Genomic DNA, 22,928 nt, shown 5'->3' on the forward strand with positions numbered 1-22,928 from the left:
ATAAAAGCGATGCAATACAAAGTATAAACAATTCAAAAAAACAGTATTTATACGCAACGGTCACGGGTTTATACTTATTAAAATCAATTGCAGTATCATTCTTCAATCAGGGGTAATCATGATCGATGATTCAAAATTAAAGGAACGGTACGCAATCTATTAGCGTTGTCATAACCGGTAAGAGTTTATATTCAGCACCCGTAGTGCCCACTCATTCGGCCTTGTTTCACCGGCTAGGAGGTCGAAAAACGCCTTTCCCTGTAGTAAAATAGGAAAATAAACTTGTTTTGATCCAATGGGTCCAGCCTGGTGCACAGTCCTTGTAGCACTCAACGTCCGGCGTAAGGCCTTCATGCGTAAATTTCAGCTCCGTTACGCCATTATTCTCAGCGAGATCAAAAATTAATTTTGTATTAGCCCATTCCTTTTTATCCGAATACCAGGGCATGTTACAATCCGTAATTAACCAAACAATTCTCTTACCGGGAATTAATTCTGCTACGGTAAAGTTAAAGAATGAATCACCTCCCATCTTTACTATAAACTTATCATTTTGTTTTTCGGCACTTCCGCTAAAGGTTATTCCCCACCACTCAGGCACATTGCTGATCCTTTTGACCGCTTCGCCCGCGCTAATTTTTGCAGAGATACTGCTGGTAAAATCGTTCTTTTCCATTTTGATTTAGTTTAGTGATTAATTGTGCATAGTTTAGATTCCCGGCCTGTGTTAAAGCTTTGTAGATTTTCCCTGGTGATGCCTTAATGCCAACTAGCTCATCGCTTTCTCCTTCAGGGAACAGCCTCCTATTACTGAGGTGTCAGTATAAACATGTATCATAAAATTACAAAAAGGAAATGTAAGAGAAGGGGTTAAAACTTTACCTGGCGGTATTTATTGAATATGCTGCTATACGTGGCAAATAGTATTACTGTATGCTTCCTGTAAAGTGCGTAGGAACAATATGTGCCTTACCAGATGCTTATACAACGTTGACAAAATTTTCTTAGCTTCATGTATGAATAAATTCGATTGGCATTCTGAACCATTAAAGGATAACACCATAATTACAGCAAGTTATAAAAACACCCAAAACGTTAGGCGCTTTTTCCAATCTCATTTTGGCGCTAATTTTAAAATGAATCGGGAATTTATGGCTTGGGTGAAGGTTAATGTTGGCAAAACATTAGGAGATGCAATAAAGGAGTTTGAAAATAAAATTTAGCTTTTTATTATTGTCGGAGAAAATAAAATGCTAATTAAAAAATGTTAAAATCGGGAAGACTGATATACCAGTCTTGCCGATTTTCTTTATTCTTCTATAATACTTGCCACTGGGGCATTTTTTTTGACAGATTCGATTCCATTATCTCTACCCGATGTAGCTTCATACATTTCACTTGTGCCAATCACCTGGCCATTCGTAGCCTTTAAATTGAAATAATACTGGCCGTTTTTAGCTGTTAGTTTTTCGTAACGACTATCATTAGGAGCATTTGTTTTAACGGAATCAATTCCGTTGTTACAAGCTGTTTTGGACGTATACATTTCACTTGATAGAATGGTTTGACCATTATGATCAGGGCACGTTAATGCCTTTTGTGGATACGGTTACTATGAACGGAAGGTTTGGAAGTGTTTTATTGCAATCCTTTCACAAGAAGGACCAGTAATTCAGGGTTAGCCCTCACCGACTTTGCATAAACTGAAGCAGCCAGGAATCGCGCTCTTACTGACAGCTGCGCATCTGTAGGAGAGAGGTTCGATTTCTTAGGCCGTTTACAGAGAATAGACTGCCCGAAACGTTGACGAAATACAAGTTGCTTCGCAAAGGTGCCATGTGCTCCCTGCAAAATCACGTTGTCTGTTGAATGTGCCATTTTTTTGGGTTTTTAAAAGTGATGAAATCACTGGGGATGACATGGCCGGTACCTGCTCATACATCTACAGTACAATGTTAACAACCCAAAGTTGAAGAATAGCCACGATTTAAAGTGTTCAAAAATGGAGAAAAAATGTTCAAAAATGGAGATTTTGTATAAGGGTAGTGAAAAGTTGCTTATTACGTTAACCTCAAAAAAGGAAAAAGACACATGTTTTCCCGAAGATTAGCCATCTGACATACCGCTTCGCTGATCGAATTTTGTCATATTGATTTTATTAACCTATCAACTCAATCAAAATGGCAAATTCAATCAAACTACAGAAGTAAAAGGAAGCCATGTGATCTATATGTCGCAGCCCTTGTTGGTAGCGGGCGTGATAGAGGAAGCCGCAACGCTTTAAGCATTAACAAATTCAGGAAGGTGGTGTTTAAATTTGCAACTTAAAGCGTTTCTGCCTATATTGATAAACCCATTGTCCTGTTCTGGTGTATCTGGTAAAAATATAAGTATTAATGGCTGTTGCATGAATAAAAGAATTTTTTTGCTTTTACTACTGCTTACCCAATCAACCCTGATAGTATTCGCGCGGACTACTCATCTGCAGCAACAAGTACCTGTTTCAAACGATGCAGGAAAGGATACCGCTGTTGTGATGCAGCTTCTTCGCCAGGGGAAGGCACAATTGGAACCTGGCGGAGATTTCCCTAAAGCTATGGAATACGCACAAAAGGCAGACTCATTATCGCAGCGGATTGGCTATCTGAAAGGAGAGGGGGAAAGCGCTTTGCTGATGGCAGGATGCCTGAAGCGCTTAGACAAGTTTGAAGAAGCAGTGCCTTTTCTTAAAAAAGCAGAAGCCATTTTCGAACAAATTCATTCTACCGATGATCTCATCAGGACGTATAGCCTTCGGGGCGCAGTAGACCTGGACCTCTCTCTACGGGCGGCCTGTTACGAAAAAGCGCTGGCTCTATTAAAGGCAAATGGTGATAAGCAGGGTATTGCAGCAGTCCTTCCCGACTATAGTGAAGTCAAAATGATGCAGGCCCAGTTACCAGCTGCTGAGGATATGCTGAAAGAAAGCATTCGCTTGTCAAAAGAACTTGGAATCGACCGGATACAGTGGCAGTACGGTCTACTTGGCGCAGTCCAGATACAAAGGCGGGAATCGGTGGAGGCATTGAAGAATGAATTACTGGCCATTAAAATAGGGGAACAATATGGTGATACCAGCTCGCACATGGCCGAAATATATAATTATACCGCAATTATTTATATGAAAATGGGAAAACTGGAAGAATCCGGCCAGTACCTGCACAAAGCGATTGGCACAGGAAGCCATGCCCAGGATCCAATGCTCACTGTACAGTTCCGCTCTAACTTAGCCAATATTTTGATCCGTCAAAACAAGCCCAAAGAAGCATTAGAAAATCTGAAAATTCTTGAGAAAACATATGGACAAGGACTGCCAGTCAATGCAAAAATTCAGATGCTAACCCGGTTTGTACGTTGCTACACGGAGTTAAATGATTTAAGCAGTGCCGGGCGATATGCGGAACAACTAATAAAATATTCCGATAGCATGAAGCCGGATGAGTATGATCAAATCGCTATTTACACTGAGCTCAATCGCTTTCTTATTGCGAGCGGGCAATATGAAAGAGCAAGTCGTTTTGTAGAACAACATCGGCTTATCGCCGAAAAGTTTAAGTTGCCGGATCAAAGCACGCAGGCATATTTTTATAAATTTAGAATCGATTCAGCTTGCGGGGACCTGGCCCCGGCTTTGCGTTATTTTCAATTATACACAAAAGGAAAGGATGCTGTCTTTAATGAAAATACTGCCAAACAATTAAATCAATTACATGTTGAGTTTGAAACGGAGAAAAAAGACAAAGAAATCATACTGAAGGAAAAAAACATACAAATACTGGTTCAACAGGCAGCACTTCAAAAGGCGCTTTCTGATAAAAGTGATCAGGAGCTTGCGTTAAACCGTCAGGCACTGCAATTGAAACAAAAAGATTTTATAACCGAAAAGCAACAGGTTGAGCTATTGACCAAACAAACGCAATTGCAAAATGCTGCCAGTGAAAAGCAGCAACAGGAACTGGTGATCAGACAGAAAGATATTACGTTGCTGAAACAAAGCAACAGGATACAGGAGTCGGATTTAAAGCGGGCCAGTATGGTACGCAATGTTATTATTTCGGGTGCTTTGGTGTTAGGGTTAATGTCACTACTGGTGTATAGCAGGTATAGAACAAAAAAACGCGCATCCGAAAAGTTGGCATTACAACAGGAAGAGATCAGACAAAAAAATATTTCGTTACAGGCACTGATCAGTGATAAGGACAAACTATTGATGGAAAAAGAATGGCTGGTGAAAGAAGTTCATCATCGCGTTAAGAACAATCTTCAGATGGTGATTAGCCTGTTGAACAGCCAGTCTGCCTATCTATCAAACCAGGATGCTGTTGCTGCTATCAGAGAGAGTCAGCGACGGATGCACGCGATGTCGCTTATTCATCAAAGGCTATACGAAAAAGACGAGTCCACAATCGATATGCAAACCTATATTACGGATCTGGTGAACTATTTAAAAGACAGTTTTGAGGGTGCGAATGTACGGTTCGTTCTCGATCTGCAGCCACTGGTGTTAGACGTTTCCAAAGCAGTACCCCTCGGTTTGATATTAAACGAAGCCATTACCAATTCATTGAAATATGCTTTTCCGGACGGCCAGGCTGGCCATATCCTGGTTTCTTTAAAACCTGTTTCTCCTTTAATGGAGCTTATTATCGCAGATGATGGAATAGGGTTATCGGGGAACAATATGGCAACCCCCAAAAAATCACTGGGCATGAGCTTATTAAAAGGACTCACCACTCAGATAGGAGGAACCTACGATATCAGCAGTGGAAGAGGGGTTGAAATTTTGATCAGATTTTCGCCTGCACAAATTGGAAAAAGTGTGCTCAATGACACCGTCGTATAGACAGCAACTGATGAAAAATGAAAAAAAAAATTCTTATTGTTGAGGACGAATTTGTGGTAGCCAACGATCTGGAGATCATGCTCGAAGCGGCTGGTTATGAAACGATGGGCATTGCCGTTTCCGTAAATGCGGCAATGGAGGAAATAGCGAAAGGTATTCCTGATTTAGTATTACTCGATATACAGCTACAAGGAACTTTGAGTGGGATAGACCTGGCCAGGCAGCTTAAGAAAAGGCATATTGCCTTTGTTTACTTATCTGCTAATTCGGATCAAACGACCCTGCAAATGGCAAAGGCAACAGAACCCTATGGCTTCCTGGTTAAACCGATTAGACCAAAAGATTTGCTGGTAACCCTTGATATTGCCTGTTACCGGCATGAGCATAGTCTTGAATCCTTTTTATTCCGGAAAGATCGTCTTCGTCGTGAGCTGGCCTTGCTGGTAAATGAACAGAACGATCGGGCTACGATATTATCCCGATTTGCCGAATCGCTACAAGTGGTTGTCCCTTTCGATTTTTTATGTTTTGCATGCTCAACCCATCACGAAGGCCATCAATTTCGCGCCTTATACCGGAGCGGATTCAATGAGTATCAGGAAATAAACAAAACAGGCCTGGGCAACATTGCTTCAAAAAGCATAAGTGAAGTTGATTTGCTGTTATCGAATACTCCAGCGGCACAGCCCATGCAACAGTTTAATGAAGACGCGTATATCCATTTTTTGGAAGAAGACCCGCTCGCTGATTTATTGCATCGTTGTTATAATTTTCAATCTGTTATCCGGGGATATATTGACTTGCCGGCATCGCCGCATTGCAGGGTGTATATTTTTAACAAAGAAGCAAATAGATTCGATGACCGGCATGTGTCTGTTGTGGAAGAGATACAGGAATTAATGGGAAAATTAATGATGGAGGGGAGTCAGGAAAAGAAAATATTTTCTACCCGTGTAGGAACAGACTCCGGCAATATGACTGGTCCGATTGTCAAAAAATTTATTGGAAAGAGCAAATCCATCTCACATTGCCTTGACATGGTGGCGCAGGTGGCGCCGCTGAATACTTCTGTATTGATTACCGGGGAGAGCGGAACAGGTAAAGAACTTTTTGCTGAAGCAATTCACCAGCTGTCACCACGCAATCGGCAACCTTTTATTAAGATCAATTGTGCAGCCCTCCCTTACACGTTGATCGAATCGGAATTGTTCGGGTATGAAAAAGGTGCATTTACCGGGGCATTGACCAGCAGGATGGGAAAATTCGAAGCGGCGTCTGGTGGCACCATATTTCTTGATGAAATCGGAGAAATGGACATGGATGTGCAGGCCAAGTTATTACGTGTACTCCAGGAAAAAAAGGTGCAAAGGGTGGGTAGCCATAAAATGATTGAAGCCGACGTCAGGATCATTGCTGCAACTAACCGCGACCTGGTGAATGCAGTGGCAGAACACCGGTTCCGTCTTGACTTATATTTTCGCTTAAATGTTTTTCCTATCCAGTTGCCGGCGTTAAGGGACCGAAAGGAAGATATTCCTTTGCTGGTTGACCATCTCGGCAGGCAAATCGCCAGGGTAATGGGCAGGGACTATTACGGAGTAGCTGCCGAAATGATGGAGGCATTGGAGCAATATGACTGGCCCGGTAATGTACGGGAGTTAGAAAATGTGATTGAAAGAGCGCTCATCATTTCGGGACCAAATAAGGCAATGACCCTGGTACAACCGCTGACCAGCAAGAGAACACCTGTTGACGCCTTTTCTCCATCCCGGAAATTCAGTACTATAGATGAAATAAAACAGCGGCAGGAACAGTATGAAAGGGAACTGATCGAGGCTGCCCTTCGTGAATCAAAAGGGAAGATCAGGGGTACTGAGGGTGCTGCAGAAAAGCTCGATATTAAACCCACCACCCTGGAATCCAAACTGATTCGATTAGGGATTCGCAAAGAAGACTTCCAGTAAAACTCCGAAACGTCGGAGTTTAGTCGCCACAATATCCGAAATTTCGTAGTTTTTATTGTTACCTCCACCTGACCAACGTGGACGAAATAACCAGGAGATGTTTGATGACCAACAATTTATAATAGCTTATCATCGGTGTGTTGTCGTCCATTCAATCCGGCATATTAATAGCAAAATGGCTATCATAACCAAACTAAATGATAGCCACCATGAAATACCCGCCTTATCGTCCCAAACAGTTTACGCTACGCGAACGCCATACAGTAGATCAGGCAAACCTTGATGAGATAGTCACGATAAAATTATTGGAACAAATCTCCGCCCCCCAAACGGGTTCCTCTTATTCATGCCCAATCAGGAAAAGACTGTCGATACTTTTTATAGTAAAAGGGAGTGGCAAGTGCCTGCACAGGGGAGAAGTAATAGACCTGCAGGACAAGACCGTCTATACAGGATTTTCAGATTGTTTTCAACAATTCGATATCGGGGAAGGCACCGTCGGTTATTTGTTAGGCATTAACCCGCAAAATCTCACCAGGGTTTTTGAAAGTGTTACGGTGGTATATGAAGGATTGTTTGCGACCACACAGCCATGTCTTCGCCTGGATGCAGAATCGGCCGAAGAAATGAACTGGGTAGTTACGCGAATATTAAAGGAAGCAGGATCAAAAGAAAAATATCGTATGGAGATCGTGCACAGATACATCTCGCTTTTATTACTCTACCTGAAATCTCAACTGAAAAATGAGCTGGTACTCGTTTCGATGAATAGAAAGGGAATATTAATCAAAGGTTTTTTTGCTTTATTGGAAGATGCATTTATGATCGCTAAGACAGTGGACTATTATGCAGGGAAATTGTGTGTCACCGCCAAACACTTATCCAGTGTCATAAAAATGGAGTCGGGTTATCCAACTTCATATCATATCAATCAAAGAATCGTGCTGGAGGCCAAACGAATGGCTCAGGCATCAGGTGCGTGTTTAAAAGAAATAGCGTATGAGTTGGGGTACGAAGATGTATCCGCATTTAGCAAGTTATTCAAACGGGTAACGGGTGAAACTTTTTCAGACTATAAATGCCATTTAAAATTCGGATTTGGAAAACCGGAGGGATGTGCTGACAGAACAAGCAATAAAGACATCAATTGAGGAAGTATCACCATTCTCCGGGCCGGGGGCCTGGAGTAGTTTTGTCTTGTTAGTTCATTAAAACATCAACACTATGAAAAGTTCATTCAAAAACGCGAAAAGAAACTGCCTTGCATTTGCTTTGGCATTCTGCGCAGTCCTTCTGGGAGCCGTTAGTGCCCAGGCGCAGCAAATCAAAAACGTTGTATTGGTACATGGCGCATTTGCAGACGGCTCCGGCTGGAAGGCGCTTTATGAAACCCTTACCAAAAAAGGGTTTCACGTTTCCGTGGTGCAAAATCCGCTGACCTCATTGGAAGATGACGTAGCTGCTACCAAAGTTGTATTAGACAATCAGGACGGGCCAACTATACTGGTGGGACACTCCTGGGGAGGAGCAGTCATTACGGAGGCAGGTAACCATCCCAAAGTGGCAGCACTTGTTTATGTAGCGGCCTTCCAGCCGGACAACGGGGAATCAGCTTTGCAATGGCTCCAAACAGCAAAACCAGCACCTGAAAACGGTGTCTTGCCTCCGGATGAAAGAGGTATTGTGTATTACGACAAGGCAAAATATCATGCAGGATTCTGTGCTGACATTCCAAAAGACCTGGCCGAATTCATGTATGACTCACAGGGTGCTTTCTATGCGAAGGGATTCACCACGCTGATCACCCATGCGGCATGGAGGGATAAGCCCGCATTTGCCTGTATCGCAACGGAAGACAAGAGTATTGCGCCGGAAATCCAACGCGCCATGTACAAGCGCTCCAATACAAAAGCTACAGATGTAAAGGGAAGCCATGTGATCTTTATGTCGCAGCCACAGGCCGTTGCAAAGGTGATTGTAGAAGCGGCAAAAGTGAAGGTGAAATAGGGATATAAGATGATATGGGTAAAAGTGAAAAGCCCGCAGATACAATATCTGTGGGCTTTTTGGCATTTATCCCGCTACAATAATAAATGCTGCTGCAAATATCCGGAAGATGATTTACCGGCAATAATCCCTCTTTTACCGGTACCACCCGGAGGCTCACCTAAATGTGCTATCAGACGAAGATGTAGTCAGCTAACTTTGTTCCAGGTTAAAAAATAAACCATGGATAACCAGGCAAGCATCGAGGCTATACAACAAGCCAATCTTGAAATTTGTAAGTCCTTTGAAACATTGGATTTCAGAACCGCAAGCCGTTACCTGGCTGAAGATTGCGACTATATCACCTTTAATGGGATGCATCTGAAAGGCAGGGAGGAATACATACGGGTACATGAAGAACTGATGAACAATTTTATGTTCAGAGGTGCAAAACTGGAAGGGCAAATTGAACAGGTGCGTTTTTTAAATGAAACAACAGCCATTGTTATTGCCACCGGAGCTATCTGCTTTCGCTGGCAGAAACAGGCTCCACAAAGCCGCCAGTCCATTAACACGACTGTATGGGTTAAAAATGCAGCGGGTGAGTGGCAGTTTACATCTTTTCACAACTGCAGGGTAAAAAAAATCGGACGCATTGCCGGTTGGTTACTTAAACTGGGAAAAAAATAATACTATTTGAATTGTTGTGCATAATATATAGATTAGTGTTGTATGCAAACTTAAAAAACAACAGCGTAGTATGAAAACAACAGCTATTCTTATACTGACAGTTCTTGTTTCGACAATTTCATTTGGACAAAAGTTGGAAATAGTATACTTAGACTCAAAGGATAGTACGGCGAATATGTATATAGCGGTTATACCTGAAAATAGACAAATAAAAGCCTTTATGTTTTTATTAGATGGTTTTGGCGCTTCACCTCAGGATGTTTTACTACAGACAGAGCTTCCCAGGTACGCAGCCAGGCAGGGCGTATTAGTCATTTTACCAATATTGAAAACCGGGCCTTTATATTTTGGAGTTGATAGCGCATCACAACAATCATTATATAATCAAATCGAAAATATTAGTATTAAGTATGGCTTGCATGGAAAAGATTTTTACATTGGTGGATTTTCCATCGGTGGTAGTTGTGCCGTGAAATATGCTGAATTGGCTGTTAAAAAAAATTATCCCATAAAACCCAAAGCGGTGTTTGCGGTTGATCCTCCGCTTGATTGGGAGCGTTCTTACAACGCTGCTAAAAGGGTTGTAAGACTCTCTGTACCCATGCAAGTCAATGATGAAGTAACTTATATGATCGGTAGAATTGAAAAGGAAATGAAAGGAACTCCCGAAACTGCATTAGAAAATTTCTATAATATCTCCCCTTACTCATTTTCTGACACAACGCAAAGGGCAGTTAAGACTTTAATTAGGACTCCTATTATGTTTATAACAGAACCAGATATTCAATGGTGGTTAGGCCAAAGGGGGTATGATTATTCCTATTTGAATGTTACAGACCAAGCAGCGATGATTAACGAGCTACAAAAATTAGGAAACAGTAAAGCCATTTTAATTACGACAACTAACAAAGGTTATAGGAGGCCAGGCAATAAAAGACATCCGCATTCCTGGAGCATTGTAGATACAATAGAATTGACGAATTGGTTATTATCTCAAAAATGATACCCCATACAGGCGTTTTTTTCAATCTCATTTTGGTACTAATCATTTAATCAGAAAATTGTTCAATGCCTGCCAGTTTATTGATGAACGATTACCACTTTTACGGATTGTACCACCTGGTTAGATTGTTCTGTATCATAGAAAGTAAGTATGTAGATACCGGCCGGTAGGTCTGTCTTTGATATGCTGGTATCCCCGCTGATGATGCGGTTATCCCGTTCCCTGCCTGCTACGTCGTGCATAACCATATGCAGTTTATGATGTATACCGAATAACGTGATTCTGAAATTGCCGTCGTTCGGGTTGGGCGATACGGTAACCTTGATAAGCCAGGGGACCTGCCGTATGGCACTGTAAAAGATCTTCCCATCGCGTCCAAATATTTTAAGACGATAGTAGGTCCAGTTGTCGTATAGGTCATCGTCCCGGTAGTTATAGTCCAACGCGCCAATACTGGTGCCGTTCAGGCTATGAGGAGCAATGTGGGCCACTGTGTAAAAGCTGTCTTCTACTTCACGGCGCCGCTGCAGCTCATAGTGGTCAAGGTTCAGCTCTTTGGTGGTGCGCCAATGTGTACCTACCCATCGGATCGTTTCCCGATACGCTTCAAAAAAGAGCGCTACATCCGATCCTGGCTTTTTATAGGTAGCTACCGACAGGTAGGTGTTAGCTTCTGACACGTCGTTGAAGGTACGGTTGTTTATATACGAATTACGCAACGGTGCCCCACTGGTAAGCGTACCCGGGGTAACCATTCCGGCAGGTGGCAGGGTGTCCCATCCTATGCCACTAACATAGCGGGTTATATAGCTGCTGTCCCTGTCGGCAGAAAAAACAGCGCCTTCATCTTCTCCCTTATGTTGCACCAATACCGTTACATCTTTCAATGCGCCCCCTATATGCCATGTTTTCAGCACATAGTCTGTTGCATTGGTGCTGCCTGAAAGGGCATACTGGTAAACGCTGTCAAATACCCTGGCATGCATATCTTTCGGCGTATTGCCGTTATTCTTTAACGCCATAGGTGAATAACTGTCGGTGGTAGTGCCTATCGGAAGTACCACCATGCTGTCTGCAGCACTGATTTGCTCACGGTACAGGAAACCGCCGCCGGGCTGCGTACCTGTTACCACAAATCCTTTGTCGGAGTAACCGGTGATATTACCTGCGTAGCCATCGCCCACTACCACGTTCCATCCGTTCAGCAACAGGTGCCCTGTTTCAAAATTCAATGTGTGGCGCACTTTCAGATCGCTTAAGTCATCCAGGTGTATACCGTTCTTATTACCTATGCTCAGGTTTGGGAAGCTGGCGCCAGCACCGGCACTGACGCTGTAGCCTCCGTATATATGCTGTGCCCCCACATTAATTCCCTTTACCTGCAGAAAGCGGAAATTGCCACCCATATTTTTAAGGTGACTGTTGTTGTAATCGTTTTCATCAGGTAAAGCAGCATCATTACTGTTTTCCCATTTGCTGCCGTAAAAATTTACTACTCCTCCTTTCAGAGAGCCAAACCGGCCGTCATTTTTTACATCACTGAAAATAGCAACCGTATCATGCTTATGTACGCTGATATTACCCCCCGGCGGGACATATACTCCCGTTTGCGCGAGGCAAATCCGGCTTCCTATTAAAAGCCATGCAGTAATATGAAGTATAAAAATTCTCATCAGGGATTAATAATAGTTACATCAAAAGTTACACTGCCCAGTCTTTGGTCATCAGCGCCACCATTGAGAAAGTCTATAGTAATGGTATTGGTGGCGCTCACAAAAGTATAGGCTATAGCCAGTCCTTGTGGTAGTGCCGTCCGGGGATTCACGATCACAGAGGCATTCACATTGGCCCCGGTAACGGTAGCTGTCTTCACCAGGTCCGACTGGCTGTTGATATTACTGTTATCAGAAAGTGAAAAATTCGATTTGATCATACTACTCACAACGGTACCGCTGGCGCCCAATTTGAAATTGCCGCCTACGTCCAGCTTAGCCTGCGGGGAAGCGTTGGCAATGCCAACATTTCCGGTATTGCTGATACGCATTCTTTCGGTGTTATTAGTAATGAATGGCAGGTCAAAATTGGTGGTAGTGCCCATACTTTGTACGGCTATAACTCCGTTACCACCCAGCAACCAGCCCCCAACAGAACCTGAAAATGAAATGGTTCCGGTAACACTATTGTAAGCGATACCGCTACCTGCATTCAGTAACGAACGTACTTTTACGTAGAAATTTGCAATGTTGGTAGTATCTACTGTAGATAATTTATTGTTGAATGTTGTCCAGTCTGCGCTGCTCAGATATCCGTTTGCGATGCCTGATGACTTACTGATCCCGATCACACCGTTGCTGTAAGTAATAGGAGCTGTTCCGGAGAACAGGCTCCTTACTTTCACGCTAAAATTTGCAATGTTGGTAGTATCTACTGTAGATAATTTATTGTTGAATGTAGTCCAGTCGGTGCTGCTCAGATATCCGTTTGTGATGCCAGACGCCTGGCTGATCCCGATCACACCGTTGCTGTAAGTGATAGGAGCTGTTCCGGAGAACAGGCTCCTCACTTTCACGCTAAAACTGGCAATATTAGTAGTATCTACTGTAGATAATTTATTGTTGAATGTAGTCCAGTCGGTGCTGCTCAGATATCCGTTTGTGATGCCAGACGCCTGGCTGATCCCGATCACACCGTTGCTGTAAGTGATAGGAGCTGTTCCGGAGAACAGGCTCCTCACTTTCACGCTAAAACTGGCAATATTAGTAGTATCTACTGTAGATAATTTATTGTTGAATGTAGTCCAGTCAGCACTGCTCAGGTATCCGTTTGTGGCGCCGGATGCCTTACTGATTCCAATCACACCATTGCTGTAAGTGATAGGCGCTGTTCCGGAGAACAGGCTTCTCACCTTCACACTAAAATTGGCAATATTGGTAGTATCTACTGTTGCTAATTTATTGTTGAATGTAGTCCAGTCAGCACTGCTCAGGTATCCGTTTGTGGCGCCGGATGCCTGGCTGATTCCGATCACACCATTGCTGTAAGTGATAGGCGCTGTTCCGGAGAACAGGCTTCTCACTTTCACACTAAAATTGGCAATATTGGTAGTATCTACTGTCGCTAATTTATTGTTGAATGTAGTCCAGTCGGTGCTGCTTAAATACCCGTTTGTAGTGCCGGATGCCTGGCTGATTCCGATCACACCATTGTTGTAAGTAATAGGCGCTGTTCCGGAGAACAGGCTTCTCATTTTCACACTAAAATTGGCAATATTGGTAGTATCTACTGTTGCTAATTTATTGTTGAATGTAGTCCAGTCGGTGCTGCTTAAATACCCGTTTGTAGTGCCGGATGCCTGGCTGATTCCGATCACACCATTGTTGTAAGTGATAGGCGCTGTTCCGGAGAACAGGCTTCTCACTTTCACGCTAAAATTGGCAATATTGGTAGTATCTACTGTTGCTAATTTATTGTTGAATGTAGTCCAGTCGGTGCTACTCAGATATCCATTTGTAGTGCCGGATGCCTGGCTAATCCCGATCACTCCGTTGCTGTAAGTGATAGGCGCTGTTCCGGAGAACAGGCTCCTCACTTTCACGCTAAAATTTACAATATCAGTGGTATCTACTGAAAACAGTGTTTTCCTCCAGGCCCCGCCACTACGCACTCTGAGGCTGTTATCCCCTTTATAAAAGAGGATAGTGCCATCCTGTGCAGTTGTTAGTGGAGCAACTGTGGTATCCGTTATCCTGGTCAGTAGTAATCCCTGTATTTTACTTTCCAGTTCCAGTACTGCTGCCTTATTGATGGTAGACGGGTTGTTACCCAGCTTCAGCTGTTGTGCAACTGATAGCAAGGGTAATAACAACATTAATGGTACTGGTAGGAATAGATGAAATATGCGTTTCATAGCAGCTAGTTAAATGATGAAGAAAGAAGCTGTGTGATAACCGCTACTTCTTAATCACAAACCAGTCCGTACCATCTGTTTGCAGTGTTACAAATGTCCAGTCGTTGTAGATGATGTAATTGGTAGAACCATCTATAGTACCACCAGCAGCGCTGATAGTGACTTCTTTATCAATTCCTCCGTTACCGATTTTTTTGACAGTGTAAATACGGCCGGGAATATTGGTAGGGCTGGGCAAGGTAATGGTAAGCGCGCCACCGGTGGCATCTGCCAATACGGTATTGTCGGCTACAGTTACGGTATAGCTGCTTGTTACCTTTGTAAGATTGGTAGCCATTGAACCATTAACCTGGAAGGTAGAATTGCTTTTGGTTCCTTCGGCAACACCCACTGCCAGTGAATCACGGAAGCCTTTGTAACCGGCAAAAGTCTGACCACTGAGCAGGTTTATTACGCCTCTTACAGTAGTGGATGCGTCAGGGATGTTGATGATGGTTTGTGTGGCAGATGTGCTGTCGATATTGATGTCATTTACGGTACCAGGGCTTTTACCGACAGCCAGGGTTTTGAATGCACTCTCATTGAGGAATCTTTTTACCAATGTGCCGTCTGTTCGCTTGATTATCACATTGTTGCTGTCTGCCGCCACTGCATTGGCAACATTAGTCAATACTACGTTGCCATCAATGGTTGCATTCTGAACTACATGCACATTGTTCTGGAAAGTTTTATTGCCACCAAATGTCTGGTCGGCGACAGAAACACCACCGGGATTGGTTGCATCCGCTGCATGCAGGGTGAGCGTACCATTGTTGACGCTTATTCCGTTTACATCAGGTGTGGTGGAAAATAATGTATGTAGTATCTGGAACCGGGCAGATGAATCAAACCGCAGCCAGTCGCCATAGGAAAGCAATCCCCGCGAAGTGACGCCGTTGCCGCTCTGGGTAGGGATATTAAATGTATGCACACCGGCGGCGGAAGTGATGGTAAAATCTTTACCAGCAAGACTGTCTGCTGCAAATGTTTGTACAGTGTCTCTTAGCCCGTTTAATGATACAATGGCATTATTGAATGCAGATGCTGCCATGGTACGTTGTAACAGCACGCCGGTGATGGGATCTATCACAAGTACTTCTAACTGGTTGGTACCGGCAGGGATAGTACCTGCGGCCATTTTAATATTTCCGTTCACCATAAAACGCATTCTTTCAGCATTACCTGTTTTGAATATCAGCGCCTGCTGGTCAGTAGTTCCAAGGAAATTTTTAGCGGAATCAAGACCAGCATTACCTACTGTATTCCAGTTATTGTTGCCGGCAACACTATCTACCGACATTTTTTGCCACAAGCCATTCTTTCTGATAAAGAGGCTGGAAGAATCTGTAACATAAATGATCATACCATCCGGCGCGGCGTTTAACGGTGCGGCGGTAAGATTAGCGCCTGGTATCCTCGGCAGCAAGAGACCCTGGCGGGTACTTTCCAGTTCCAGTATAGAAGACTTGTTGATCTGGCTGGGGTTGGAGCCTACTTTTAACTGGGCGAATGCTGTAGCGGAGCTCAGTAAGAACAACATCACCGTAAAGATTCTACGCTTCATAGCTTTTGTTTTGATAATTGATAAAATGAAAGCTTGGACAGTTGTTTTTTGAAGGAATAATGAGCCCCCTAGCCACAATTTGATGTAGCTATAACTCATTAGATCACCGATTTATTGATCATGCAACCATGCTAGGAAGAGAATGTCATAAGGAGAGGTTAAGATAAGGAGCGGTTGCTTATCCTCGGGGGTACAATGCGCCTATAGCCGCTATTGCAGCAGAGCTATGGCATCAACGTGTCACCGGTTAATAGGTAATACAACACACTATTAAAAGGAATTCACATGAGGTGGCTAAAATATAAAATTAGAAAGGTCGTTTTTTCTAAACAACCACTAAGAGAGGTTCACAAGAGTAGGTTAAGATATTCGGTAATACAGTACAACGCTCGTGGTAAACGCAAAGTCCTGTTGTTTATTGTAGCGTGTCTGAATTTGCAATAAAGATCGCATAAGTTTTTGATTTAAAAAAAAAATTGATGCATTTTTTTACAAAAAGAATAAAACACTAAAAAGCGATGGCTACCGTCACCATTTAAGCAGATTCGTTAACAACATCCGTAAGCAGCTCTTGTTTATACTTAGTTTTATTTGGTTGTGTTCTCACTATTGGTATATTCCTCTGGCGCCATTTTATATGTAAACTTATTCATCGATTAAATCCAACCAGGTTGTTTGAGCAAGTCTTCACATGCAGGGATATGTAGAAAGGGAAATCTTTTAACTCAAAGGATAGAATTGTTTGGGTCCCGCAAAGTCGGTACGAAACATTCATCGATGCGGTATAGCTCAAAAATACACTTATCTTACTTATGTACCAGAGGACACAACTTTTATTTCTTTATAGCAGATTTTACTTTATATCCTTTTTATCTCTAAGAAGGGATTACCAGTCTGCTCAAAAAAATTTTAGCATAGCAAAGCTGGAACAAAACTCTTAGCCTTGCTTCTCATACATGTCTCAAAAAATGTTCGATATCTTGGATGGAACCAATGTAAAGCACCAAACGTGTATTTATAAGTACTCATAAAAAAATTATTCCCTCACTAAAAAACATAAAATATGCCTGAACAAGAACTTAACCAGGAAAACCCATCTGATGAGAAGAAAGATCAATGGAAAGGGTTTAAACTGCAACTACTAAGATTTAATGGCGAAATACCTGATCCCGTTACTGGACATTATCTTTTGGGGAGTGGGCATCGGGCAGTTAATCCAGTGTTAATGAGATTTAAGACTTCCAATCAAGATGATCCAATAAACAAGGATAATCCTATAAAAAATACCTCGACCGAAAAGCATTAAATCTATAGTATCTGTTTATTTCAAAAAACGGTACATTTTTTTGTACTAAAATGAACATGATCGTATTTTTATAGCGGATATAAAATTTCAATTAAAATTCGCAAGCCATTTGTGATCTCCAGATTTTATATTGAATTAATCCTTCTGCAATATCCACCTGGTAGCAACTTTCGTAGTGCTATCTCCTCTGTAAAGCTGCCTTCCTCTTATTAATACATCAGGTGGAAGTTTACCCAGGTACTTGATTCCGTGACGGTCAGAGCATACCTGATTGGTAACATTCAACATGGCACTGTCTGATAAATATGTAAGCTTCATACCCGTGGACATTCCTCTTGTACTATCACCAAAAAAACGGACGTGATCATAACTGTGCAAAGCCAATGCTGTAAATTCTGCTGCACTGGCCGTGAAGGGGCTGGTCAGCACTGCAATGGGCAAACCAGGCTTTTTAAGATTGATTTCTCCTCTGGTAATATTGTAATTTTTGTCCCTACCAAACTTATCAGTTAAAGTATATAAATAACCCTTGCCGATTAAAGGTGCAACACCATTGAGCATAGGATTCATATATCCTCCGCTGTTAAATCGCAGGTCTATTATCCATCCGTTAATCCCTTTTTCATCAAAACGGAAAATAGGATAAAGAAGTGAATCAGTCCATTGTTGCAGCTTTTTTTCATCATAAGGCAAGTAGAAATTTGAAGGAATGAAAAGATAGCCGATCCCTTCCGGCGTTATGTAACAGACCGGGAAACCCGGGGGCATAGATGCATTAAAATGGTATATGCTGTCTGGTCTCTTTCCGGAGGGAGCACCCGGCGGGGGCCAAAAGCCGCTATGCTTATCATAGAGATGATCCAAAACATACTTAATGGCTGGATACGTATCCTGTTTGGTTTTTGCATCAGCCAACAAGGGTAATACCTCTTTTCTTAGCTTATTCCATTTTATTTTATAGGTGAAATAATAAGTATCCTCAATATAAGTAAAGGCCTCATTAAAATAGCGGCGTGCCTCCCGTGAAGGAAGATGTTCTTTCTGTGCATATAAGGATCCTGAAATGAAAAGAAACAAGCAAGGGATAATGTACTTCAACATGGCATGAGGTGATTACTTATAAGGTTAATTAGGGCTATAATGGTATAGGAAAACGCTTTATGTAATTTATACATTCCGAACCGCTTTTCAAAAAACATTGTAATAATTATCTATAGCAACTGATCTGGCCAGTGAAATGCATTACTGCAGTAGTTTATTGCTTTCTTCCTGATTTTTCAATTGTGTATATGACAGGGGGGAGGAAAGAAAGTAAAAAGAAAGAACCTTGAAATTCCCTATTGCTACGCAACTTCAATGCTTATCTATCCGTCGGCCCTGCCTGTACAAATCTCGAACTTGCATGATTTGAGAAAATTGGTAGCTCTTTGCTTGTAGGCAAAGGGTTATTCCTTTTTGGATAAAATTAATTGAATGACCGCCTGAATTCCAGGGGAGAAAGATTAGTTTTTGTTTTGAATAACTTACTAAATGATTGCGGATGTTCAAATCCCAATTCGTAGGCAACCTCGCTTACTGATAAGCTGGTGGTAGATAATTTTTCTTTCGCTTTTTCTATGAGTTTATGATGTATGTGCTGCTGTGTATTTTGCCCGGTCAGGGAACGCAACATATCACTTAAATAACTTGGTGTTATATTCATCTTTTCTGAAAGGTATTGAACAGTCGGAATCCCCTGGCTTAATGATTTTGCATGGTTGAAATATTCATCTAAAATTTCTTCCAGCTTTTGTAACAGGTCGCTGCTTACAACTTTGCGGGTAATGAATTGACGCTTGTAAAAACGATTAGCGTAATTCAATAATAACTCGATCTGGGAAATCATGACATCCTGGCTAAAATCATCTATCCTGCTGTTTAACTCCTCTTCCATGATTTTGAAAATAGAAATGATCGTTGCTTTCTCATTTTCTGACAGGTGCAAGGCTTCATTGGCAGAATAAGAAAAGAAGCCATACTTTTTGATCTTTTTGGCTAAAGGATAATTCCACAAAAAATCCGGGTGGATCAGCAAAGTATACAGGGAGCATTCCCTAACCTCATGATCGTTACTGCTGCCAACTACCTGGTTAGGAGCAGCGAACAATAAACCGCCTTCGTCAAAATCATAATAACCTTGGCCATATTTCAATTTCCCGCTGAGTTTTGGCCGGTACGATATTTTATAAAAGTTCAGCACATGAGCACCCGATGGCTGGGTTACTTCGGCGGGAGTATTGGCACTATTGATCAGACTTATCAACGGATGCAGGGGCTTAGGTAAGCCTAAGGTCCGATGTGCGTCCGATAAAGAATCAAATTTAAGCGGGACATTTTCTTCCTTTTTCATAATGTAAAATTAAGACAATGATAACTGATAATGTTTTTACCAGTTATCAATGATTCTTTATTTTGAGTTGCCCTGTGCAGCATTGGATACGGATTCCCATGCTTCCCATGTTGCCAGCCGCTCTGCATAGGCAGCCCGCACTAAGGGCAGATTATGACTACCGAGATTGAATCTCAGCGGAGGATTCCCGGTATCAACGATCTGGAAGAGGGCGTGCGGTGTTGCCTCAGGATCGCCTCTTTCGGTGTTTTTCAGCCCCGCGACAAATTGCGTTTTAAAATCCGTGTAAATATCAAGGCCGACTGCAAATTTCAAAGACTCCTGGCTCCCGAACTCGGTAGCATATGCACCAGGTTCTATGATCGTTACTTTTATCCCGAAAGGTTTAACTTCCGCGGCCAGGCTTTCGTGGATTGCCTCGAACGCCCATTTTGACGAACAGTAATAGCCGATCACCGGCATCGTCACATGGCCAAGGCCACTTGATGTACCAAGGATGTGACCCGCTCCTTGTTTTCGTAACAAAGGTAAGGCAGCCCGGATGACCGCCAATGTACCGAAGATGTTCGTCTCAAAGAGCGCGCGGACATCTTCAGCCTCGGCTTCCTCGATCGTGCCGATAAGTGAATAGCCGGCATTATTGAGTACGACATCGAGCCTTCCGAAATGAGCGTGCGCTTGCGCCACAACCTCCTTTACCTGGTCTGGCCTGGTTACGTCAAGCTCCAACGTCAGCACGTTTGCGCCATACTTTTCTTTGAGATCTGCAATACTTGCTAATGTACGTGCCGTAGCTGCAACCTTATCGCCACGCTTAAGCGCGGCATCGGCCCAAATGCGCCCAAAACCCCGGGAAGCACCTGTAATAAACCAAACTTTATTTACACTTGAATTATCATTTTGATGTGTCATGATTTTATGTTTTAAATGAATAACACAGCAAAGGTGAGCAGATGCCAATTGTTACTTGTAGCCTAAATGAGGATTTTCGTAGGCAAAACGAGGCAATCGTTGGCCTTCACAGGATTTGAATCCCAAAATCATTGCCCTCGACAATATGGAAAGCTACAGAACTGAAGGTTTGCATATTGTAAATAATTATTTGCTCAACATTCAATTCACATGCAAATAAAATATGGTGGTAAGAAATTGAGAGAGGGAGCTTTGACTTTCCCGGAGATATTCCAGTCCGTATAAGCGAATCAATCACGGAAGTAATTCGTGATGATTTTGCTAATGGTATCTGCTTTATTAAAAACCATGAGATGTCCTCCGCCTTTAATGCGATAATCAGGATGCACAAGCCTGCTGGCTATAACCCTGTCGGCTGTCCCATGTATCTGAATAGTTCTCTCAGGTACTTCTTTATTATCCCAAAGAGCAATGCTTTTCAATGCCCAACGAAAAAAAGAAACATCTGTATCCTGCATTAAATGAGTTAATGCTTTCTTATCGTTTGTGGATCGGGCGCCAAAATAACTATAGATGAGAAAATTGGTATGTTTTATCAATGAACCGGGGATGATTCGATATAACCCCAATCTCATAAAAAAAAATTGCATTTTGTTCAAATCATCTTTTGTTCTGACCGAAGATATCAAAACCATTTTTTCTACCTTTATTTGCCTGGATACCTCCACAGCCACTATTCCTCCAAAAGAAAGCCCGATTATATATGGATTTTTGACCGTGATCTGGCTCTTTATTCTTCCCGCATACTGCGTTAATGATTCATTTGGCAACGCGGGAATCCAGGAGATGTAAACTTTATGGTAACCCGGAAGTTTCAGGTTCATGAATATACTTGAATCTGCCCCAAGACCACTAAAAAGATAAATAGTCCTTTGTTCTTCTTTAGCTGTATCCTTTGGGGGTTGGGAAAACGCCAGGATGCTACTGAATGTAAATAAAACAGCAAAACTCACTTTCACACTTTGCGCCATAAATTTCCTTGCTTCTTATGGGGATAGACCTTATATTAGTAAGGTAGTAGTTTACGATATTACCAAAAAAAGTTCAATCACTCAAACATAGATTTTACTTAAATCCACATTGGCAGCGTTAGCGCCAAAATAGGTATGGATACTTATGATATGAGCAATGTTTTCGGAGATTTGTCTGAATTATCTACACAAATGAGCACTCGAATGGAATTGGATGAAGGCTTGTATTAGTGCCCCTAAAAATGTCTAATTTTTAGGGGTACCTTCCCAATAACAAAACACACCTTTGAACGTCATCATCAGTATATGTTTACAAAAAAGAACTTGCTGTTAATCAGCTTATTATCTGTCGCCTTTTTGGCATCTGCCCAAAAAGTAGTTGAACCTGCAAATACCGATCCCGAATGGAGTAAACCCTATCCGTCCTTTCAAATTGTCGGTAACCTTTATTATGTCGGCACTTACGAATTGGCTTCCTATCTTATTGTAACACACCAGGGCAATATACTCATCAACACCGGGTTGGCCGCCTCTGCACCTATGATTAAGGCAAATATTGAAGCTTTGGGCTTCAAACTTGCCGATATTAGGATACTTTTAAACACACAAGCACATTACGACCACATGGGGGCAATGGCCGCAATAAAAAAATCGACAGGTGCCAAAATGATGGTGGATGAAGGGGACTCCGGTGCAGTAGCTGATGGCGGGCGATCGGATTACTCAAAAGATGGTAGCGTCAGCCTTTTTGCACCGGTAAAGGTTGACCAAATATTACACAACGGTGATACGATAAAGCTGGGTGGCATGCAACTGGTAATGTTGCACCATCCCGGACATACCAAAGGATCATGTAGTTTTTTGTTTGATGTAAAAGATGCAAAACGCTCCTATAGGGTGCTGATAGCTAACATGCCGACTATAGTTACAGACAAGCGCTTTTCTGATATACCCGCCTATCCCAATATCGCCAAAGATTACGCTTATACGTTAAATGCGATGAAAAACTTATCGTTCGATATTTGGCTTGCATCACATGCCAGCCAGTTTGAACTTGAAAGTAAGCACAAACCCGGCAGCGGATATAACCCTTCCGCTTTTATGGATAGGGAAGCATACGACGCGGAACTTAAAGACCTGCAGGAGCAGTATTTTAAAAAAGTAAACGGGAACTAAGGGGCTGTAGACAACTTCCGGATGCACGCAACGCCTGTGCCCTTACCCAATTGCTATTTCTTGTCCAAACTGCAACAGG

Annotated in this window: 18 protein-coding genes and 1 pseudogene; 9 read left to right on the plus strand and 10 right to left on the minus strand. The window is 42.4% G+C overall.

Annotated elements, in window-relative coordinates; translation table 11 throughout:
- Positions 1 to 226: 226 nt before the first annotated feature.
- Complete coding sequence (locus CLV51_RS26340) at positions 227 to 676, minus strand: SRPBCC family protein (RefSeq protein WP_106531105.1); 450 nt, start codon at positions 674 to 676, stop codon at positions 227 to 229.
- A 340-nt stretch (positions 677 to 1,016) separates the two neighbouring features.
- Here CLV51_RS26340 and CLV51_RS26345 point away from each other — a divergent pair, with 340 nt between their 5' ends.
- Positions 1,017 to 1,223: a DUF6434 domain-containing protein gene (locus CLV51_RS26345; RefSeq protein WP_106531106.1), complete on the plus strand. Its 207-nt coding sequence runs from the start codon at positions 1,017 to 1,019 to the stop codon at positions 1,221 to 1,223.
- A gap of 86 nt (positions 1,224 to 1,309) precedes the next feature.
- Here CLV51_RS26345 and CLV51_RS26350 read toward each other — a convergent pair.
- Positions 1,310 to 1,564, minus strand: a pseudogene (locus CLV51_RS26350) (YegP family protein); the annotation flags it as partial.
- 74 nt (positions 1,565 to 1,638) lie between these two features.
- Positions 1,639 to 1,878: a hypothetical protein gene (locus CLV51_RS26355; RefSeq protein ID WP_106531108.1), complete on the minus strand. Its 240-nt coding sequence runs from the start codon at positions 1,876 to 1,878 to the stop codon at positions 1,639 to 1,641.
- A gap of 529 nt (positions 1,879 to 2,407) precedes the next feature.
- On the opposite strand from CLV51_RS26355, the gene CLV51_RS26365 reads away from it, so the two are divergent.
- From CLV51_RS26365 to CLV51_RS26390, 6 genes are all read left to right on the plus strand, one after another.
- Complete coding sequence (locus CLV51_RS26365) at positions 2,408 to 4,882, plus strand: tetratricopeptide repeat-containing sensor histidine kinase (RefSeq protein WP_106531109.1); 2,475 nt, start codon at positions 2,408 to 2,410, stop codon at positions 4,880 to 4,882.
- A 17-nt stretch (positions 4,883 to 4,899) separates the two neighbouring features.
- On the plus strand, positions 4,900 to 6,846 hold the full coding sequence (locus tag CLV51_RS26370; protein WP_106531110.1) for a sigma 54-interacting response regulator: 1,947 nt from the start codon (positions 4,900 to 4,902) through the stop codon (positions 6,844 to 6,846).
- A 209-nt stretch (positions 6,847 to 7,055) separates the two neighbouring features.
- Entirely contained in the window at positions 7,056 to 7,997 is a 942-nt protein-coding gene (locus CLV51_RS26375; protein ID WP_158267160.1) for a helix-turn-helix domain-containing protein, read from the plus strand.
- 73 nt (positions 7,998 to 8,070) lie between these two features.
- Positions 8,071 to 8,853: an alpha/beta fold hydrolase gene (locus tag CLV51_RS26380; RefSeq protein WP_106531112.1), complete on the plus strand. Its 783-nt coding sequence runs from the start codon at positions 8,071 to 8,073 to the stop codon at positions 8,851 to 8,853.
- A 222-nt stretch (positions 8,854 to 9,075) separates the two neighbouring features.
- A complete protein-coding gene (locus tag CLV51_RS26385) occupies positions 9,076 to 9,522 on the plus strand; it encodes a YybH family protein (protein WP_106531113.1) in 447 nt (148 codons plus the stop codon).
- A 70-nt stretch (positions 9,523 to 9,592) separates the two neighbouring features.
- Entirely contained in the window at positions 9,593 to 10,525 is a 933-nt protein-coding gene (locus tag CLV51_RS26390) for an alpha/beta hydrolase (protein WP_106531114.1), read from the plus strand.
- 77 nt (positions 10,526 to 10,602) lie between these two features.
- Here CLV51_RS26390 and CLV51_RS26395 read toward each other — a convergent pair whose 3' ends face one another.
- From CLV51_RS26395 to CLV51_RS26405, 3 genes are read right to left on the minus strand one after another with little or no spacing between them, the layout of a single operon-like run.
- Positions 10,603 to 12,198 (minus strand): T9SS type A sorting domain-containing protein, encoded by a 1,596-nt coding sequence (locus CLV51_RS26395; RefSeq protein ID WP_106531115.1) that lies wholly within the window; start codon positions 12,196 to 12,198, stop codon positions 10,603 to 10,605.
- Positions 12,198 to 14,432, minus strand: a complete 2,235-nt coding sequence (locus CLV51_RS26400; RefSeq protein WP_146151389.1) for a beta strand repeat-containing protein — start codon at positions 14,430 to 14,432, stop codon at positions 12,198 to 12,200. The genes CLV51_RS26395 and CLV51_RS26400 overlap by 1 nt, the downstream gene beginning before the upstream one ends.
- A 43-nt stretch (positions 14,433 to 14,475) precedes the next feature.
- Positions 14,476 to 16,035, minus strand: coding sequence for a hypothetical protein (locus CLV51_RS26405; RefSeq protein ID WP_106531117.1), 1,560 nt, complete (start codon positions 16,033 to 16,035; stop codon positions 14,476 to 14,478).
- Between the two features lie 1,063 nt (positions 16,036 to 17,098).
- Between CLV51_RS26405 and CLV51_RS29495 the strand changes: the two genes are divergently transcribed.
- Positions 17,099 to 17,341 carry an RHS repeat-associated core domain-containing protein gene (locus tag CLV51_RS29495; protein WP_211302130.1) on the plus strand — a complete coding sequence of 81 codons (243 nt, stop codon included), beginning with the start codon at positions 17,099 to 17,101 and terminating at the stop codon, positions 17,339 to 17,341.
- Positions 17,342 to 17,476: 135 nt separating this feature from the next.
- Here CLV51_RS29495 and CLV51_RS26415 read toward each other — a convergent pair whose 3' ends face one another.
- The 4 genes from CLV51_RS26415 to CLV51_RS26430 all read right to left on the minus strand — a co-directional run bounded on the left by CLV51_RS26415 (position 17,477) and on the right by CLV51_RS26430 (position 21,661).
- Entirely contained in the window at positions 17,477 to 18,442 is a 966-nt protein-coding gene (locus tag CLV51_RS26415; RefSeq protein WP_106531118.1) for a S41 family peptidase, read from the minus strand.
- A gap of 364 nt (positions 18,443 to 18,806) precedes the next feature.
- Positions 18,807 to 19,730: a helix-turn-helix domain-containing protein gene (locus CLV51_RS26420; RefSeq protein ID WP_106531119.1), complete on the minus strand. Its 924-nt coding sequence runs from the start codon at positions 19,728 to 19,730 to the stop codon at positions 18,807 to 18,809.
- A gap of 57 nt (positions 19,731 to 19,787) precedes the next feature.
- Positions 19,788 to 20,642 (minus strand): SDR family NAD(P)-dependent oxidoreductase, encoded by an 855-nt coding sequence (locus CLV51_RS26425; RefSeq protein ID WP_106531120.1) that lies wholly within the window; start codon positions 20,640 to 20,642, stop codon positions 19,788 to 19,790.
- A 290-nt stretch (positions 20,643 to 20,932) separates the two neighbouring features.
- Positions 20,933 to 21,661 carry an alpha/beta hydrolase gene (locus tag CLV51_RS26430; protein ID WP_146151390.1) on the minus strand — a complete coding sequence of 243 codons (729 nt, stop codon included), beginning with the start codon at positions 21,659 to 21,661 and terminating at the stop codon, positions 20,933 to 20,935.
- A gap of 318 nt (positions 21,662 to 21,979) precedes the next feature.
- On the opposite strand from CLV51_RS26430, the gene bla reads away from it, so the two are divergent.
- A complete protein-coding gene (gene bla, locus CLV51_RS26435; RefSeq protein WP_106531122.1) occupies positions 21,980 to 22,849 on the plus strand; it encodes a subclass B3 metallo-beta-lactamase in 870 nt (289 codons plus the stop codon).
- The last annotated feature ends 79 nt before the right edge of the window (positions 22,850 to 22,928 follow it).

It is taken from the genome of Chitinophaga niastensis (assembly GCF_003014755.1).
GTDB classification, from domain to species: domain Bacteria; phylum Bacteroidota; class Bacteroidia; order Chitinophagales; family Chitinophagaceae; genus Chitinophaga; species Chitinophaga niastensis.

Excerpts from the sequence above, each read along its gene's own strand:
- CLV51_RS26340 (WP_106531105.1), bottom strand. The coding sequence starts at position 676 with ATGGAAAAGAACGATTTTACCAGCAGTATCTCTGCAAAAATTAGCGCG.
- CLV51_RS26345 (WP_106531106.1), top strand. The coding sequence starts at position 1,017 with ATGAATAAATTCGATTGGCATTCTGAACCATTAAAGGATAACACCATA.
- CLV51_RS26355 (WP_106531108.1), bottom strand. The coding sequence starts at position 1,878 with ATGGCACATTCAACAGACAACGTGATTTTGCAGGGAGCACATGGCACC.
- CLV51_RS26365 (WP_106531109.1), top strand. The coding sequence starts at position 2,408 with ATGAATAAAAGAATTTTTTTGCTTTTACTACTGCTTACCCAATCAACC.
- CLV51_RS26370 (WP_106531110.1), top strand. The coding sequence starts at position 4,900 with ATGAAAAAAAAAATTCTTATTGTTGAGGACGAATTTGTGGTAGCCAAC.
- CLV51_RS26375 (WP_158267160.1), top strand. The coding sequence starts at position 7,056 with ATGAAATACCCGCCTTATCGTCCCAAACAGTTTACGCTACGCGAACGC.
- CLV51_RS26380 (WP_106531112.1), top strand. The coding sequence starts at position 8,071 with ATGAAAAGTTCATTCAAAAACGCGAAAAGAAACTGCCTTGCATTTGCT.
- CLV51_RS26385 (WP_106531113.1), top strand. The coding sequence starts at position 9,076 with ATGGATAACCAGGCAAGCATCGAGGCTATACAACAAGCCAATCTTGAA.
- CLV51_RS26390 (WP_106531114.1), top strand. The coding sequence starts at position 9,593 with ATGAAAACAACAGCTATTCTTATACTGACAGTTCTTGTTTCGACAATT.
- CLV51_RS26395 (WP_106531115.1), bottom strand. The coding sequence starts at position 12,198 with ATGAGAATTTTTATACTTCATATTACTGCATGGCTTTTAATAGGAAGC.
- CLV51_RS26400 (WP_146151389.1), bottom strand. The coding sequence starts at position 14,432 with ATGAAACGCATATTTCATCTATTCCTACCAGTACCATTAATGTTGTTA.
- CLV51_RS26405 (WP_106531117.1), bottom strand. The coding sequence starts at position 16,035 with ATGAAGCGTAGAATCTTTACGGTGATGTTGTTCTTACTGAGCTCCGCT.
- CLV51_RS29495 (WP_211302130.1), top strand. The coding sequence starts at position 17,099 with ATGCCTGAACAAGAACTTAACCAGGAAAACCCATCTGATGAGAAGAAA.
- CLV51_RS26415 (WP_106531118.1), bottom strand. The coding sequence starts at position 18,442 with ATGTTGAAGTACATTATCCCTTGCTTGTTTCTTTTCATTTCAGGATCC.
- CLV51_RS26420 (WP_106531119.1), bottom strand. The coding sequence starts at position 19,730 with ATGAAAAAGGAAGAAAATGTCCCGCTTAAATTTGATTCTTTATCGGAC.
- CLV51_RS26425 (WP_106531120.1), bottom strand. The coding sequence starts at position 20,642 with ATGACACATCAAAATGATAATTCAAGTGTAAATAAAGTTTGGTTTATT.
- bla (WP_106531122.1), top strand. The coding sequence starts at position 21,980 with ATGTTTACAAAAAAGAACTTGCTGTTAATCAGCTTATTATCTGTCGCC.